The organism is Dyella amyloliquefaciens (assembly GCF_004296575.1).
Classification (GTDB): domain Bacteria; phylum Pseudomonadota; class Gammaproteobacteria; order Xanthomonadales; family Rhodanobacteraceae; genus Dyella; species Dyella amyloliquefaciens.
Window position 1 is genome coordinate 128,899 of the sequence record NZ_SAYT01000002.1, and the last position, 14,553, is coordinate 143,451.

10 protein-coding genes and 1 pseudogene are annotated in these 14,553 nt (G+C 65.5%); 4 read left to right on the top strand and 7 right to left on the bottom strand.

Going from position 1 to position 14,553, the window contains the following annotated elements; translation table 11 throughout:
* Nucleotides 1-221: 221 nt before the first annotated feature.
* The 4 genes from EPB08_RS05210 to EPB08_RS05225 are packed head-to-tail and all read right to left on the bottom strand — an operon-like array spanning nt 222 to nt 5,931.
* Nucleotides 222-3,305 (bottom strand): error-prone DNA polymerase, encoded by a 3,084-nt coding sequence (locus EPB08_RS05210; protein ID WP_130618028.1) that lies wholly within the window; start codon nt 3,303-3,305, stop codon nt 222-224.
* Nucleotides 3,302-4,714, bottom strand: coding sequence for a Y-family DNA polymerase (locus tag EPB08_RS05215; protein ID WP_130618029.1), 1,413 nt, complete (start codon nt 4,712-4,714; stop codon nt 3,302-3,304). The genes EPB08_RS05210 and EPB08_RS05215 overlap by 4 nt, the downstream gene beginning before the upstream one ends.
* Nucleotides 4,715-4,726: 12 nt before the next feature.
* On the bottom strand, nt 4,727-5,350 hold the full coding sequence (gene imuA / locus EPB08_RS05220) for a translesion DNA synthesis-associated protein ImuA (RefSeq protein ID WP_130618030.1): 624 nt from the start codon (nt 5,348-5,350) through the stop codon (nt 4,727-4,729).
* 11 nt (nt 5,351-5,361) lie between these two features.
* Nucleotides 5,362-5,931, bottom strand: coding sequence for a LexA family protein (locus EPB08_RS05225; protein WP_229238231.1), 570 nt, complete (start codon nt 5,929-5,931; stop codon nt 5,362-5,364).
* Between the two features lie 138 nt (nt 5,932-6,069).
* On the opposite strand from EPB08_RS05225, the gene EPB08_RS05230 reads away from it, so the two are divergent.
* Both EPB08_RS05230 and EPB08_RS05235 read left to right on the top strand, forming a co-directional pair.
* The gene (locus EPB08_RS05230; protein ID WP_130618031.1) at nt 6,070-6,768 is read left to right on the top strand and encodes an aspartate/glutamate racemase family protein; all 699 of its coding nucleotides are present in this window, start codon (nt 6,070-6,072) and stop codon (nt 6,766-6,768) included.
* Between the two features lie 109 nt (nt 6,769-6,877).
* Nucleotides 6,878-7,903, top strand: a complete 1,026-nt coding sequence (locus EPB08_RS05235; protein ID WP_130618032.1) for an aldo/keto reductase — start codon at nt 6,878-6,880, stop codon at nt 7,901-7,903.
* Nucleotides 7,904-8,142: 239 nt separating this feature from the next.
* On the opposite strand, the gene pgm is transcribed toward EPB08_RS05235, so the two are convergent.
* From pgm to EPB08_RS05250, 3 genes are all read right to left on the bottom strand, one after another.
* A complete protein-coding gene (gene pgm, locus EPB08_RS05240) occupies nt 8,143-9,795 on the bottom strand; it encodes a phosphoglucomutase (alpha-D-glucose-1,6-bisphosphate-dependent) (RefSeq protein WP_130618033.1) in 1,653 nt (550 codons plus the stop codon).
* A gap of 124 nt (nt 9,796-9,919) precedes the next feature.
* Nucleotides 9,920-10,186, bottom strand: coding sequence for a DksA/TraR family C4-type zinc finger protein (locus tag EPB08_RS05245; RefSeq protein WP_130618034.1), 267 nt, complete (start codon nt 10,184-10,186; stop codon nt 9,920-9,922).
* A 169-nt stretch (nt 10,187-10,355) separates the two neighbouring features.
* Nucleotides 10,356-11,837 (bottom strand): efflux transporter outer membrane subunit, encoded by a 1,482-nt coding sequence (locus tag EPB08_RS05250; RefSeq protein ID WP_130618035.1) that lies wholly within the window; start codon nt 11,835-11,837, stop codon nt 10,356-10,358.
* 304 nt (nt 11,838-12,141) lie between these two features.
* Between EPB08_RS05250 and EPB08_RS05255 the strand changes: the two are divergent.
* Both EPB08_RS05255 and EPB08_RS05260 read left to right on the top strand, forming a co-directional pair.
* Nucleotides 12,142-12,558, top strand: a pseudogene (locus EPB08_RS05255) (OsmC family protein).
* A 317-nt stretch (nt 12,559-12,875) separates the two neighbouring features.
* The gene (locus EPB08_RS05260; protein WP_130618036.1) at nt 12,876-14,525 is read left to right on the top strand and encodes an MASE1 domain-containing protein; all 1,650 of its coding nucleotides are present in this window, start codon (nt 12,876-12,878) and stop codon (nt 14,523-14,525) included.
* The last annotated feature ends 28 nt before the right edge of the window (nt 14,526-14,553 follow it).

The following is a 14,553-nucleotide window of genomic DNA, read 5'->3' on the forward strand; positions in this document are numbered from 1 at the left end:
TTCGCGGCGGCACCGTCGTTCGGGCGGCCACCAGGCAGGAGTTGCTTGATCGCGGTTTCGTACGGACTGTCCGTGCCCTACCCGGCAAGAACGAACGCCCATGGCGATCTACGCGCAGGATCATGCCAGTTCATTTGCGAAGACCATGCATTCAGCTGCGTACCATGAAGTGCTTCACAACTGAAACATCGGGCCGTCATGGTGACGATCTTCACTGCACGTCAGTGGAAATCCCTTGAGCGACTGTCGAGTGCACCCAGCAGCGGACTCAGGTCGATCAGTCGTTGCGCGATGAGATGACTGACGCCATCCACCTGTTCCCAACGACCATCCACTCCCATCAGGCGCGCCTCCAGATAGATCTGGCGCTGGCGTTCCGCGACATGGCTCCACACCACCACGTTGATGGGACCGAATTCGTCTTCCAGGGTGATGAAGGTGACGCCGCTCGCGGTCTGCGGCCTCTGGCGCTGGGTGACCAGGCCGGCCGCGCGTACATGACTCTCATGCGGCCGCGCATGCAGCGCGCGCGAATCCAGGCAGCGCACTGCACGCAAACGCGAACGGATCTGCTGTAGCGGATGCGGACCAAGGCTGAGGCCGACGCGCGCATAGTCCGCCAGGGTATTTTCTGCCTGCGATGGCGGCGGCAGCACCACTGCCTCTTCCGTCGGGCTGGCATGACCAAACAAGGGGAGCTGAGGCTCGATGCCAGCCATGGCCCAGCGCGCACGATGGCGATGCCCGGCCAGGCCGCGCAAGGCGCCGGCATCAGCGAGAACTTCCTGATGATGCCGATCGAGTCCCGTGCGCGCGCAAAGATCGGTGACATCCAGGAACGCATGCCGAGTGCGCGCAGCCACCAGTCGATGCCCTGCGTCCTCGCGGCAGCCGCGCACCTGGCGAAAGCCGAGCCGGATGGCGTAACCGCCATTCGATGCGCGATCAGGCTCCAGCAGGTTGTCCCATGCGCTGTATCGCACATCGACCGGACGCACGCCCACGCCGTGACGCTGCGCATCCTGCACCAGTTGACTGGGTCCGTAGAAACCCATGGGTTGCGCATTGAGCAGTGCGCACAGGAAGGCGGCCGGGTAATGGCATTTCAACCAGCTGCTGATGTAGGCGATCTGCGCGAAGCTCGCGGCGTGGCTTTCGGGAAACCCGTAGGAACCAAAGCCCTTGATCTGCTCGAAGATGCGATCGGCGAACTCCTGCGTGTAGCCGTTGGCCAGAAAACCCCGCTGCAGTTCGTCGCGATGTTTCTCCATGCCGCCATGGCGTTTCCAGGCCGCCATGGCGCGTCGCAAGGCATCCGCCTTGTCCGCTGAATAACCGGCCGCCACCATGGCCAGGCGCATGACTTGCTCCTGAAACAAGGGAACGCCCAGGGTGCGGCCGAGTACGCCGCGCAATGCATCGGAGGGGTAAGTCTCCTCTTCCTCGCCTCGTTTGCGCCGGAGGTAGGGATGCACCATGCCACCCTGGATGGGCCCCGGCCGCACGATGGCGACCTGGATCACCAGGTCATAGAAGGTCGTCGGCTGATGCCTGGGGAGCATCGCCATCTGCGCGCGGCTCTCGATCTGGAACACGCCGACGGTGTCGGCGCGACGGATCATCTTGAACGTGTCCTCATCGCTTGGATCCTTGCCGATCGTCGCCATGGTCAGGTCGCGATCATGGTGTGAGCGCAGCAGGTCCAGGCACTTGCGGACACAGGTGAGCATGCCCAGCGCCAGGCAGTCGACCTTGAGCAGACCCATGGTGTCGAGGTCGTTCTTGTCCCACTGGATGATGGTGCGATCGGCCATGGCTGCGTTTTCCACCGGCACCAGATGCGAGAGCGGCTGGTCCGATATGACGAAGCCGCCGACGTGCTGCGAGAGGTGCCGCGGGAAATCCAGCAGCTCGCTCGTAAGCTGCAGTACGCGGTGGATCAGCGGGCTGGCAGGATCAAAACCGCGCTCGAGAAGGCGGTCGGCCAGCGCGTCTTCACCGTCCCACCACGCGAATATCTTGGACAGCAGATCGATCTGGTCCATGGGCAGGCCAAGTGCCCGCGCCACGTCACGCACCGCGCTCTTGCCTCGGTAGCTGATCACGGTGGCGGCGAGTGCGGCGCGGTCCCGCCCGTATTTTTCATAGATGTGCTGGATGACCTCTTCGCGCCGCTCGTGCTCGAAGTCGATATCGATATCCGGCGGCTCCTTGCGACTCGCGGAGATAAATCGCTCGATCAGCAGCTCGGTGGTTTCCGGGTTCACCTCGGTCACGCCAAGCGCAAAGCACACGGCGGAATTGGCCGCCGAGCCCCGGCCCTGGCAAAGGATGTCCCTGCTGCGCGCGAAGCTCACGATCTCCTGCACGGTCAGAAAGTATGGCTCGTACCCGAGCGTCGCGATGAGAGCCAGTTCCTTGTCGATGGCATGGCGCACCTTGCACGGGATGCCTTGCGGCCAGCGCCGACCAATGCCCTCATCGGTCAGCTGCCTCAGCCAGGTGGTGGCGGTATGGTCTGCCGGCACCAGCTCGGAGGGATAGCGATACTTCAGGTCGTCGAGCTTGAACGTGCAGCGTGCAGCGATGCGCACGCTCTCTTCCATCAAATCGGCGGGATAGATGGCCGACAGTGCGTCGCGTTTCCTGAGATGCCGTTCGCCATTGCGAAACAGCAGCGCGCCGGCTTCGGCTACCGTGCAACGCAGACGGGTGGCGGTGAGCACGTCCTGCAGCGCGCGCCGGCGGCGTACATGCATGTGTACATCACCGGTTGCGACGCACGGCATGTCCAGCGTGCGGCCCAACGCCTCCAGTGCTTGCCGTCGTCGCGTATCGTCGGGGCCGCGATGCAGCTCCACGGCGATCCACGAGCGGCCATCGAACAGCGAGCGGACCCAGGTGCCATGTTCCGGATCGGGATCCTCGCCGGGAAACCACAAGGCCAGCGTGCCAGGCAGGCCGCTGACGAAATCCGCCCGCGTCACGCAGTAGCTGCCCTTGTCCGCGGCGCGCCGGCCGCGCGTGATCAGCGCGCACAGGGCAACGTAGCCATCCAGGTTCTCGCACAGCAGCACCAGCTTCGGGCCGTCCTCCAGCTGTAATTCGGCGCCGACGATCAGGGCTACGCCGGTTTCGCGCGAGGCCTCCAGTGCGCGCACGATGCCAGCCAGCGAGCACTCGTCGGTAATCGCCAGGGCGCGGTAGCCGCAGTCCTTCGCCCGCGCGAACAACTCGAGTGCGCTCGACGCGCCGCGCTGGAACGAGAAGTTGGACAGGCAATGCAGCTCGGCGTAGTCGTTCATGCGAACCATCCGTGCAGCATCCACGCGCCCTGCTCGCCCGGCGCGCAATACACCCAGGCACACTGCCCCTGTGCCGTGCGTACCACGTAGTAGTCACGACGCAGGTCGCCGCCGTCCCACCAGCCTGTTTCGATGCGTTCGGGGCCCGCCAGGATTTCCGGCGGCGGGCCGCGCAACGGAAGCGGTGTATCCAGCAGCCAGGAGGGGCGCCGTCGCGTCTCGGGTGTCGGCGCTTCCTTGATATGGAGCGCCGACGTCTGTGCCCGCTCGGGCCGCGGATCGACCGTGCGATGCAGGCGCTGCACCGCATGCTCGCCCAGGCGGGAACGCAGGCGTTCGCGCAACTGATCCAGTGGCATGGCATGCGCGGGCCGGGCATCAAACAGATCGCGCCCCGCGGGCACAAAGGGAGGCAGGTCCGGTGCGAGTAACTGCATGGCCACCACCGGCTGCGGCAAGGCCTGGCGCTCCAGTCGGCCACGGGCGCAATCAAACAGCAGCGCGGCGTCGCGGGCGGCAGCCAGCATGCCCACGGGTACGCGGGTGGGCGGCAGGCTGCGATGCTCCAGCACCAGTTCGAAACGCTGCACGCCACCATCGCGGCCAGCGAGATACGTCGCCAGGTCTCCCGTCAGGCGACGCAGCGGGAACATCAGGGCCTCGACGTGCTCGATCTCGTGCGTCCACTCCATGCGCTGCTCGAACGCATCGGGCGGCCGATAGCTGTCCATCTGCGATGGCTGCTCACCAATGAGGCGATCCAGCTGCAACACCAGCTCGCTGCCGAAGCGCCGCTGCAGGCCTGCACGCGGCATCGACAGCAGCTGCCCCAGCGTGCGGATGCCCATCGAAGAAAGCGCGTCGGCCGCACCGCCGGGAAGGCGCGCATGCGTCACGGAAATGGGCGAAAGCGCGCCACGCAACGCGGATGGCGTCATCACGGCAATGCCGTTCTCGACCCCGGCCAGTACGTAGGCCGCCTGCGGTGTAGGCGCCAGGGCGATGCGATGACGGAAGCCTAGCGCGGCCAAGTCGCCGCGCAACTGTGCTTCGAATGTCGGCCATGGTCCGAACAAGCCCAGGCTGCGACTCACCTCCAGCACGACGGCATGCGCAAACAGGCCGACTTCAGCGCTGTAGCGATACGCCCAGGCCGCAAGCAGGCGATGCCAGTACATCTCGTCGCCGGCGTCGTATTCGAGCATGGCGAAGCAATGCAGCATCGCCTGCGCGGCAGCCAGCCGTTGTCCTCGATACAGGCCTGCAGCTCGCGCGCTGGTGTTTGCCGCATGTACGACACGCTGCTGCGCCGGACCGCTGACGAGCACCAGCGGCTCCTCCGAGGGAGGGCGTCGCCGGAGGACACCGTCCAGCGCCAATTGCGGCAGCAATATGCAGGCCCACAACATGATGTCGCCTCGTCACGACCAGCCGGCGGCCAGCGGCACGGCCTGCGCCGGCGGATTGCCGCCACGGCATTTGCGGATGCGTACCCGCGGCGCAGGATGGCTTTCCAGCTCCAGGCGCAACGCAGCCGGCGAAGCCTGCACTGCATGGCGATGATCACGAAACACGAAGGCCAGCGCCCTGCCCGTATCCGCGGCCAGCTGCAGCCGGCGCAACGCGCGCTCATCGGCCTGGGCTGGCCATGCCAGCACGGCGGCGCAACTGCCCGAACGCAGGCATTGCTCAGCCGCCCACATCACGTCGCGCGCACCGGCCTGCACGATATCCACGTTCGACATCACCACGCCGCGCGCCTCCCAGCCTGCGACGCAAGGCACGTAAGGCGGTGCGATCACCATCACGTTGCGTGCCGCCTGCGTCATGCGCGCCAGCGTGGGCAATACCAGCTGCAATTCGCCGATGCCATCGAGCGGCAGCAGGATTTCGGTCAATGCATGATCGGGCCAGCCGCCGGTGGGCAATGCGGCGTCCAAGGTCGGCCAGCCGGTCGATTCACTGCTACCCGGCAGGCTCGCGGCTCGCCCCTGCCACACCTGGCGGGTGTGGATGAGGGTGTCGAGCGCGACGAGCTGGCCCATGGCGGCAACCTTCAGCGCAGGGTGCGCAGGCAACGGGTGACGACGCCCCACACGCTCAACGTCTCGCCCTCGCGGAACACGATGGGTTTGAAGTGTGCGTTCTCGGGCAGCAAGGCGATGTGCCCATCCACCTTGCCCAGGCGCTTGATGGTCAGCTCGTTGTTGACCAGGGCCACCACGATATCGCCCTGGCGCGGCGCGAGGGCGCGATCCACCAGCACTTCGTCGCCATCGAAAATGCCTGCGCCGATCATCGACCAGCCCGACACGCGGATGATGAAGGTGCTGGGCTCATGCCCCGGCAATACCAGGTGCTCGTTGAGGTCGACCACCTCGTCGACGTCGTCGTCAGCCAGCGAAGGCACGCCGGCCGGCACGCGGCTGAGGAAGGCGGTCAGCGCCACAGTCGAGGGTGTCAGCGACACCGGCCGGGGCGCGTCCAGCGATGCCGGCTCGCGATAGGCGTCCAGATAGGCCAGCACCGCCTGCACCTGGCTTTCAGGCACGCGGATGCGCTGACTGGGCTCACCGGCCGGGCGACCGGCGCCGGGGCGGCGTCCACCATGTTCGGCAGGAGGCATAGGGGCTATCTTGATTAATGGGCCGGTAATCAAGATAGCACGGAGCCACTCTCACCGCATGAGATACAGGAGGTTCGGGGAGCCCGGTTTCCGGGGTGGGCGGTTACCCTGAAAGCCGGTCCCAGCCTGGCGCAGCGCATGACGCAGAAAGTGATCGGCCTTATCGGTGGCATGAGCTGGGAAAGCTCGGCCGAGTACTACCGCATCATCAACGAACGGATCCGCACCCGCCTCGGTGGCCTGCACTCGGCCCGCTGCCTGATGTGGTCATTCGACTTTGCGGAGATAGAGGCGCTGCAGCACACCGGCGACTGGGCCGCCGCCACCGGACTGATGATCGAAGCCGCGCGCCGGCTCGAGCGTGGCGGTGCGGACTTCGTCGCCATCTGCACCAACACCATGCATCGGATGGCCGATGAGGTGCAGGCTGCGATCAACCTGCCCCTGCTCCATATCGCCGACCCCACCGCTGAGCGCATCAAGGCGTCCGGCCACCGGCGTGTTGGCCTGCTCGGCACGGCCTTCACCATGGAACAGGAGTTCTATAAGGGCCGACTGCAGCAGCGATATGGCCTGGACGTGCTCGTGCCCGGCCCGCAGGACCGCCAGGCCATCCACCGCATCATCTACGACGAACTCGTGCAGGGACGGATCGAGCCCGCCTCGCGCGACGTGCTGCGCGACGTCATGCAGGAACTGGCATCGCGCGGCGCGGAAGCCATCATCCTTGGCTGTACCGAAATCATGCTGCTGGTAACCCATGAGGATGCCCCGGTGCCGCTGTTCGACACCACCACCTTGCACGCCGAGGCCATCGCCGAGATGTCCATCGCGTGACAGGCGCGCCACCGCGTCGAGATGAAGAAAATTTCATCGATGCCCGTGCATGCTTGGTTTGATGCTTCACGCCCCCATCGACAACCCATCACCACGACGAGGTCATCTCATGGAATACAGGCAACTGGGTGCATCGGGCTTCAGGGTGCCGGTGCTGAGCTTTGGTACCGGAACGTTCGGCGGCAAGGGTGAGTTTTTCGGCGCCTGGGGCAATACCGACGTCGCGGAAGCGAAGCGTCTGGTGGACATCTGCCTCGATGCCGGTCTCACCATGTTCGACAGCGCCGACATCTACTCCGACGGCGCCGCCGAGTCCGTACTCGGCGAGGCCATCAAGGGTCGCCGCGATCGCGTGCTCATCTCGACCAAGGCGACGTTCCGCTCGGGCGAGAACCCCAACGACGTCGGCTCGTCGCGTTATCACCTGCTCAAGGCCTGCGACGCCGCGCTCAAGCGCCTGGGCACTGACTACATCGACCTGTTCCAGCTGCATGGCTTCGACGCCATGACGCCGGTGGAAGAAACCCTGTCGACGCTGGACGATCTCGTGCGTGCCGGCAAGATCCGCTACGTGGGCGTATCCAACTTCTCCGGCTGGCACCTGATGAAGTCACTCGCGGCAGCTGATCGCCACGGTTATCCGCGTTACGTTGCCAACCAGACCTATTACTCGCTGATCGGCCGCGACTACGAATGGGAACTGATGCCGCTGGGCCTGGACCAGGGCGTGGGTGCAGTGGTGTGGAGCCCGCTCGGCTGGGGTCGCCTCACTGGCAAGCTGCGCCGCGGCGCCGCCCTGCCCGCCGTCAGCCGCCTGCACAAGACAGGCGACGTCGGCCCGCAGGTGGACGACGAATACCTGTATCGCGTGGTTGATGCACTGGACGAAGTGGCGGCCGAGACCGGCAAGAGCGTGCCGCAGATCGCCCTGAACTGGCTGCTGCAGCGTCCCACCGTATCGACCGTGGTGATCGGCGCGCGCAACGAGGAGCAGCTGAAGCAGAACCTCGGCGCCGTGGGCTGGGACCTCACCCGCGAACAGGTGGCCAAGCTCGATGCCGCCAGCGAGCTGACGCCGGCGTATCCGTACTGGCACCAGCGGGGTTTTGGCGAACGCAATCCGCCGCCGGTTTGAGGTCCATCAGCTCGATATCTGTGCGAGCACGGGAATTCAGTGGCTTCGATCTGCGAAAGGCACTGGATTCCTGCGTTCGCAGGAATGACGAATGAAACGTTATCGCCAATACAACGCCCGACAACACTTGGCTCGTCATCCCTGCGAACGCAGGGATCCAGTGACTTGGCTCCCGAGAGAGCCAAGGCCACCAGATACACGATTTGCGGGACTGGCCAGCTAGCCGAGGCCTCGCCGCCTCAGCCGGCCCCCAGCGCCCCATCCACCATAGCCTGCGCCTCCTGCAGCAACTGCTCCAGGTGCGTCTCATCCTTGAAGCTCTCGGCGTAGATCTTGTAGATGTCCTCGGTGCCCGACGGGCGCGCGGCGAACCAGCCGTTGGCCGAGGTCACCTTGATGCCGCCGATCGAGGCGCCATTGCCCGGCGCGCGATCCAGCACGCTCTCGATCTTCTCGCCAGCGAGGCTCGTGCTCTTGACCTGATCCGGCGACAGCCTGGAAAGGCGGGCCTTCTGCTCGACATTGGCCGGCGCATCGACGCGCTGTGACAGCGGATTGCCGAGCTCAGCCGTCATTTGACGGTACAGCTCGCCCGGATCGCGATCCGTACGCGCCATGATTTCGGCGGACATCAGTGCAGCGGCGATGCCGTCCTTGTCCGTGCTCCACACCGATCCATCGCGACGCAGGAACGAGGCGCCGGCGCTTTCCTCGCCACCAAAGCCCAGCGAGCCTTCGAACAGGCCATCGACGAACCACTTGAAGCCGACCGGCACCTCGTAGAGGCGGCGACCGAGGCGTTTTGCGACGCGATCGATCAGCGCCGTGCTCACCAGGGTCTTGCCCACGGCGGCATCACCGCGCCATTCCGGACGATGACGGAACAGGTAGTCGATCAGCACCGAGAGATAATGATTGGGCAGCAACAGGCCGGTGCTGCGCGTGACGATGCCATGGCGATCGTGGTCCGTATCGCAGGCGAAGGCCACGTCGTAACTGTCCTTCAGATTGATCAGGCTCTGCATCGCGTGCGACGACGAAGGATCCATGCGGATCTTGCCGTCCCAGTCCACGCTCATGAAGCGGAAGGTCAGGTCGACAGTGTCGTTGACCACGGTAAGGTCGATGCCATAGCGCTCGGCAATCGGGGCCCAGTAATGCACGCCCGAGCCGCCCAGCGGATCGACGCCCAGATGCACGCCACTGCCACGGATCGCATCGAAATCGATCACGTTGCCCAGGTCACCCACGTAGGCCGCGATGAAATCATGCTCGTGCGTGGTCGATGCATGCTTTGCCTGGTTGTACGGCACGCGACGCACGTCGCGCAGGCCGCCTTCGATCAGTGCGTTGGCGCGCTTCTGGACCCAGCCGGTGACATCGGTATCCGCAGGGCCACCGTTTGGCGGGTTGTATTTGAAGCCGCCGCCATCGGGTGGATTGTGCGACGGCGTGACTACGATGCCATCGGCAAGCCCATGCGCGCGGCCGCGGTTGTGGGTGAGGATGGCGTGCGAAATCGCCGGCGTCGGCGTGTATTCGCCGCCCTTGGCGATCATGGTCTGCACGCCATTGGCGGCCAGCACCTCGAGCGCACTCTCGAACGCGGGCTGCGACAGCGCATGCGTATCGATGCCGATATACAGCGGACCATCGATGCCCTGCTCCTTGCGGTATTCGCAAATCGCCTGGGTGATTGCCAGCACGTGCCATTCGTTGAAGCTGCGGTCGAACGAGCTGCCGCGATGCCCCGACGTGCCGAACGACACACGCTGCGCCGGCACGGCCGGGTCCGGCCGAAGATCCACATAGGCATCGCGCAGGCGCTCGACATCCACCAGCAATTCGTTCGGGGCAAGCTTGCCGGCCAACGGACTCAGGCGGCCGCTCATGGCTGCACCTTGCGGATCATCGAAGTGGAATGACGGCCGATGGGGAGAGACATGGTCATGTGTTCGAGCACTCTAGGGCGAGTAAGCCCCGTATTGACCAACGTGGCGCGCGCCACTGTCAAGCTCAGCGCAGCTGGCTGTCCTTGCTGCCACGGCGGTTGTAACCGCTGAATGCGGCCTCGTCGCGGTCATGCGCTTCCTGGCAGGCCACGCACAGGCGCACGCCCGGCACGGCCGCCTGGCGCGCCTTCGGGATCGGCGCATCGCACTCTTCGCAGCGCTCCAGGCTCGGCCCCTTCTGCAGGCGGCTGCGGGCGCGCTTCACCGCGTCTTCGACGGTGGCGTCGATCTGTTCTTGTACGGCGCCGTCGCCGGCCCAGCCAGTAGCCATAGGAATCGCCTCCCGACGTGCAGTGGCGATGCGCCCGCCATGACGCACCGATAGCCACGCCAGGAACCTCCCGGCGTAGCGGCGTCAGACCAATATAAGGACGCGCGGCGCGCTTTTCACGCGAGGCCGGGGCCTGCGTTCAGCCAGGGAAACCCGGCCGGCTGGCGAATTACTGCGCCGCGGAGGCCTGCTGCAGCTTGGCGGCATCGATATCCGCCACTTCCGCCGTACCGTCGAAGCCGCCACCGAGGGCTTCGATCAGGCGAATGGACAGATCGGCCTGCTGGCTCTCCAGTGCAGCGAGACGCTGCTGCGCGGTCAGCAACTGCTGGCGACTTGTGAGCGGCGTGAGCGGACCCTTGAGGCCGCCCTTGTAGGCGAGCATCGCGTCATCCCAACTTTTCTGCGCGTCGTCAACCGAGCGCTTCTCCAGCGTGATCTGCTGGCGCACCGAAGCCAGCGCGGAAACCTGGTCGGAGACATCGTTCAGCGCACTGACCAGCAATCCGTTGTAGCGGGCCACCAGCGCGTCGTATTCCGCATCGGCCATGGCGAGATGGGCGCGGCGATGGCCGCCATCGAAGAGCGGCAGGCTCAGCGCCGGACCGAACGCATACTGGCGCGCCGGAAGCTGCAGCACATTAGTGCTGCCGCCGACGGCGATGAAACCCGCGACCGCAGTCAGGCTGATGTTCGGCAGGAAGTCCGCCTTCGCGGCCTTGATGTCCTTGTTTGCCGCTTCGATTTCCCAACGCGCCGCCACCAGGTCGGCGCGACGGCCGAGCAGGTCCACCGGCAGCTTGTCCGGCAGCACGGCCGGGCCGCGATCCAGCATGTGCGGACGCTCGATGGCGAGACCGCGATCCGGCCCCTGCCCCAGCAGCACCGACAGACTGCTGCGCGCCGCATCGATGGCGCGATCGGCGGCCACCTTCTGCTGTTCCGCGCCGGCCATCTGCGAATCGGCCAGGTGTTCCTGCTGCGGGGTCTCCAGGCCGCCGACAACCAGCTTGCGCGTCACATCCAGCGACTGGCCGGCGCGCTTCAGCTCCGCCTCGGCCACGTCCTGCTGCGCGAACGCGTAGCCCAGGCGCACATAGGCGCGGGCCACGTTCACCGAAAGCTCGATGCGCGCTGCGTAGGCATCGATCTGCGCGGCGCGACCATGACCCAGCGCGGCTTCCCATTCGGCACGCTTGCCGCCCCACAGGTCGATATCCCAGGAGAATTCGCCCAGGATGGATTTGCTCCACGCAAACGTGCCGAGCACATAAGGCGGATAGATCGGGTTCTTCTTGGAAAGATACGCACCGGTGATCGAAGCATCGAGCTTCGCCTGCGGCATGCGCGCTGCGTCGACGTTGTCGGCGACGGCCTGCGCCTGGCGGGCCCGCGCCTGCGCCTGGTCCAGGCTCGGGTTGTTCTTCAGCGCCTCTTCGATCAAGGCGGTGAGCTGCGGGTCGCCATAGGCCACCCACCAGTCCTGCGTCGGCCATGCGGTCGGGCTGAGCTGCACGTCGGCGAGGCTGCGCTCGGAAGCGAGCTTGCCGGGATCGGTCATCGTGCCGGTGGTGTGCAGTCCGCGACTGGTGGCGCAGCCGGCCAGGGCAAGGCAGAACGCGATGGCGACAGGAAGTGCAAAGGAACGCATGGCGAGGATCATCCGGGGGAAGGTGCATGCCATGGCGCGCCACGCATGCCTGCAATATCGGTTCATGTGCCGACGGTTTCAGGAGCGCTCGACGTCGGGGCCTGAAGCTGGGGATATGCACATGCAGCAAATTATATCGCCGCCGTGTCGACGTCGCATCGCTGAGTGAGTCCGGGCGCCGGGAAAACAGCTACTACCATGGTCCAATGGCATTCGGGCGACGGCACCCCAGGCCACTTGGCGCGCGCCTCCACATTGCGTAGCTTCGATGCGTTGCGCGCCACCCATCGAGGAGCCCTGATCCATGTCCCGCGTCTCGTCCGCCACCGTCGTCTCCACCGACAGCAACTATCTTCATCACATCCAGGCGGGACATTACGCCATGGATACCGACGAGCCTCTCAAGCTCGGCGGCTAGGGCGCCGGGCCCGCGCCATTCGATTACTACCTGGCGTCGCTCGCGGCATGCACGGCGATTACGTTGCGCATGTATGCGCAACGCAAGGGATGGGACCTGGGCGAGTTTCGTGCCGAACTGACCATGGAGCGCGACGACGACGGCAAGCTGCAGGTGAAGCGCGTCTTGCATGCCAGCGGCCCGCTGTCCGATGAGCAGTGGCAGCGACTGCTCGAGATCGTTGCCAATACGCCCGTCACCAAAGCCATGCGGGAAGGTGTAGGCATCACCAGCGTGCGTGGAGATGATCGCGCAACAGATTGATCGATAAGGCAAGGCGCAATGTGATCGACTGCACAGGCGTAACCACGCGGGGTGCCAGAGCGTCGAGTCCCATGCGCTCTTTCACCACAGCGTCACCGTTTCCCGTGGCACATTCCGCTGTGGAAGATCGAGCGCGTCGCCATGTCGACCGCAAGAAGTCACGAAGCCCGCTTTCCGGCATCATGCGCGACGAGCTACGACAAGTCGCGTGGTGATAAGTAGCGTTTCAACACCTGACCGGCCGCGCAACATCGGCCGGCCGCAAAACTGCAGGTCCACGTGAACCTGCAGACGGCGGCGAACATGGGGAGGTAGTCATGGGGGAAGCAAGTGTGCTGCGTCGATGGGGGCGCCATCTGGCGATCGTCGTAGCCTATGCGTGTGCATATGCGCTGCTCCGCGGAGTTTCCGTTTCGCACTGGAACCTGACTGCCGGCCTGCGCATCGCCTGCCTGCTCCTGCTTCCCTACCGGTATTGGCCTGCACTGATCGTCGGCGAACTGATCCCCGTGGGCGAACACGCGTGGTATTGCCGGGATGATTTCGGCTGGCGCTGGGCCGCACTCGCGGCGACACCCCCCATCCTGCCGCTGTCGCTGGCCGTGGCGTGGGCCAGGCGACAGGCGAGACTCATGCTCGGGGCGCGCGAGATCAATGTCGCCATGCTGCTTGGCGTGATCTTCGCCGGTGCAGCACTTACCGCTGCGGGCGACGCCGCGACGCTCGCTGCCGTCCGACTGCCGCCCGATGGCACGACACTCTCCGTCACCAAGCAGATCGTCTTCGGATACTTCCTGGGCAACTACCTGGGTGCCATCGCCATCGCGCCGTCCGCAATTGCCATCTATCTTGCGTTCCCTCGGGCGGGCCAACCGCTGCGCAGCGCATCGCGCTGGTATGGCCTGCTCGCCCGCGACTGCCTGATCGGCGTGCTGCTCCCGCTGTTCGTGCTGGTCGGGCTGGTACTCAGCAGCCAGGGCGACAACATGCAGGTGTTCCGCATCGCCATGTTCCTGCCTGTGGCATGGCTGACTTCGCGCTACGGCTGGCAAGGTGCGGCGATAGGCGGCACGCTGGCGGGTTTCGCCGTCACGATGACCTCCACGATGGTGCGTGACCCTGGCGTCATCCAGGCGCAGGCGCTGATCGCCTTCGCCGTGACCACCCTGCTTTTGCTCGGCTCACGCATCGCGCACCAGGCACACAACGCCGCCTCCAATCAGCTCGACACCTTGCGCGGGTTCCAACTGGCGCAGCAGGGCCTGTACCTGGAAGAGCTGCGTATGCGCCAGGCAGCGGATGCGCTCGAACATATCGGCCAGAGCATCCGCGAAAACCACAATCGCCTGCTGGATCGTCTTCGACACGTGCTGCCTGCAAACGAAGAGCACATCTATTCCCGGCACGTAGTACTTGCCCAGCACGAGATGCACCGGCTCGCCAATGCGCTGCATCCGCGCGGGTGGCGCGAACGCGGCGTACCCGCCACCTTGCGCGAGGGCCCCTTCGCCCAGGCCATTCACCTCGCCGGAGCTACCTACCAGTGCGACCTGTCCGGTCGCGGCCTGAGCCAGCTGGCGCCGGATGTCCACCTGACGCTCTATCGCCTTGCCTGCGAGGTGCTGGTGTACGTGCTCTCGCGCACCCCGATGCAGCATGTGCATCTGCAACTACGCGGTGGCTACACCGGCGGCCGCCGCTGGGTCGTCATGCGCGTGACGGGCGAACCTGTCACGGAAGATGCGGATCGCCGCAGCGAACCGTTCCCCCGCGAAGGCGAGGCGTCCTGGAAACAGGCCATGACCCTGCTTGGCGCCAGCGGCCTGGGCATGGGCGCGATTCGCGACCGTGCACACATCTATGGCGGCGACGTTCACGTGCGCGACCTACAGCCTGGATTGAGCGTGACGCTGCTGCTGCACGACTCCCTGCGCTCGGTGTCGATCCACCAGGGCGCCTCCGCTTGAAGGCGCCCTGGTGTTACACCTGATCGCG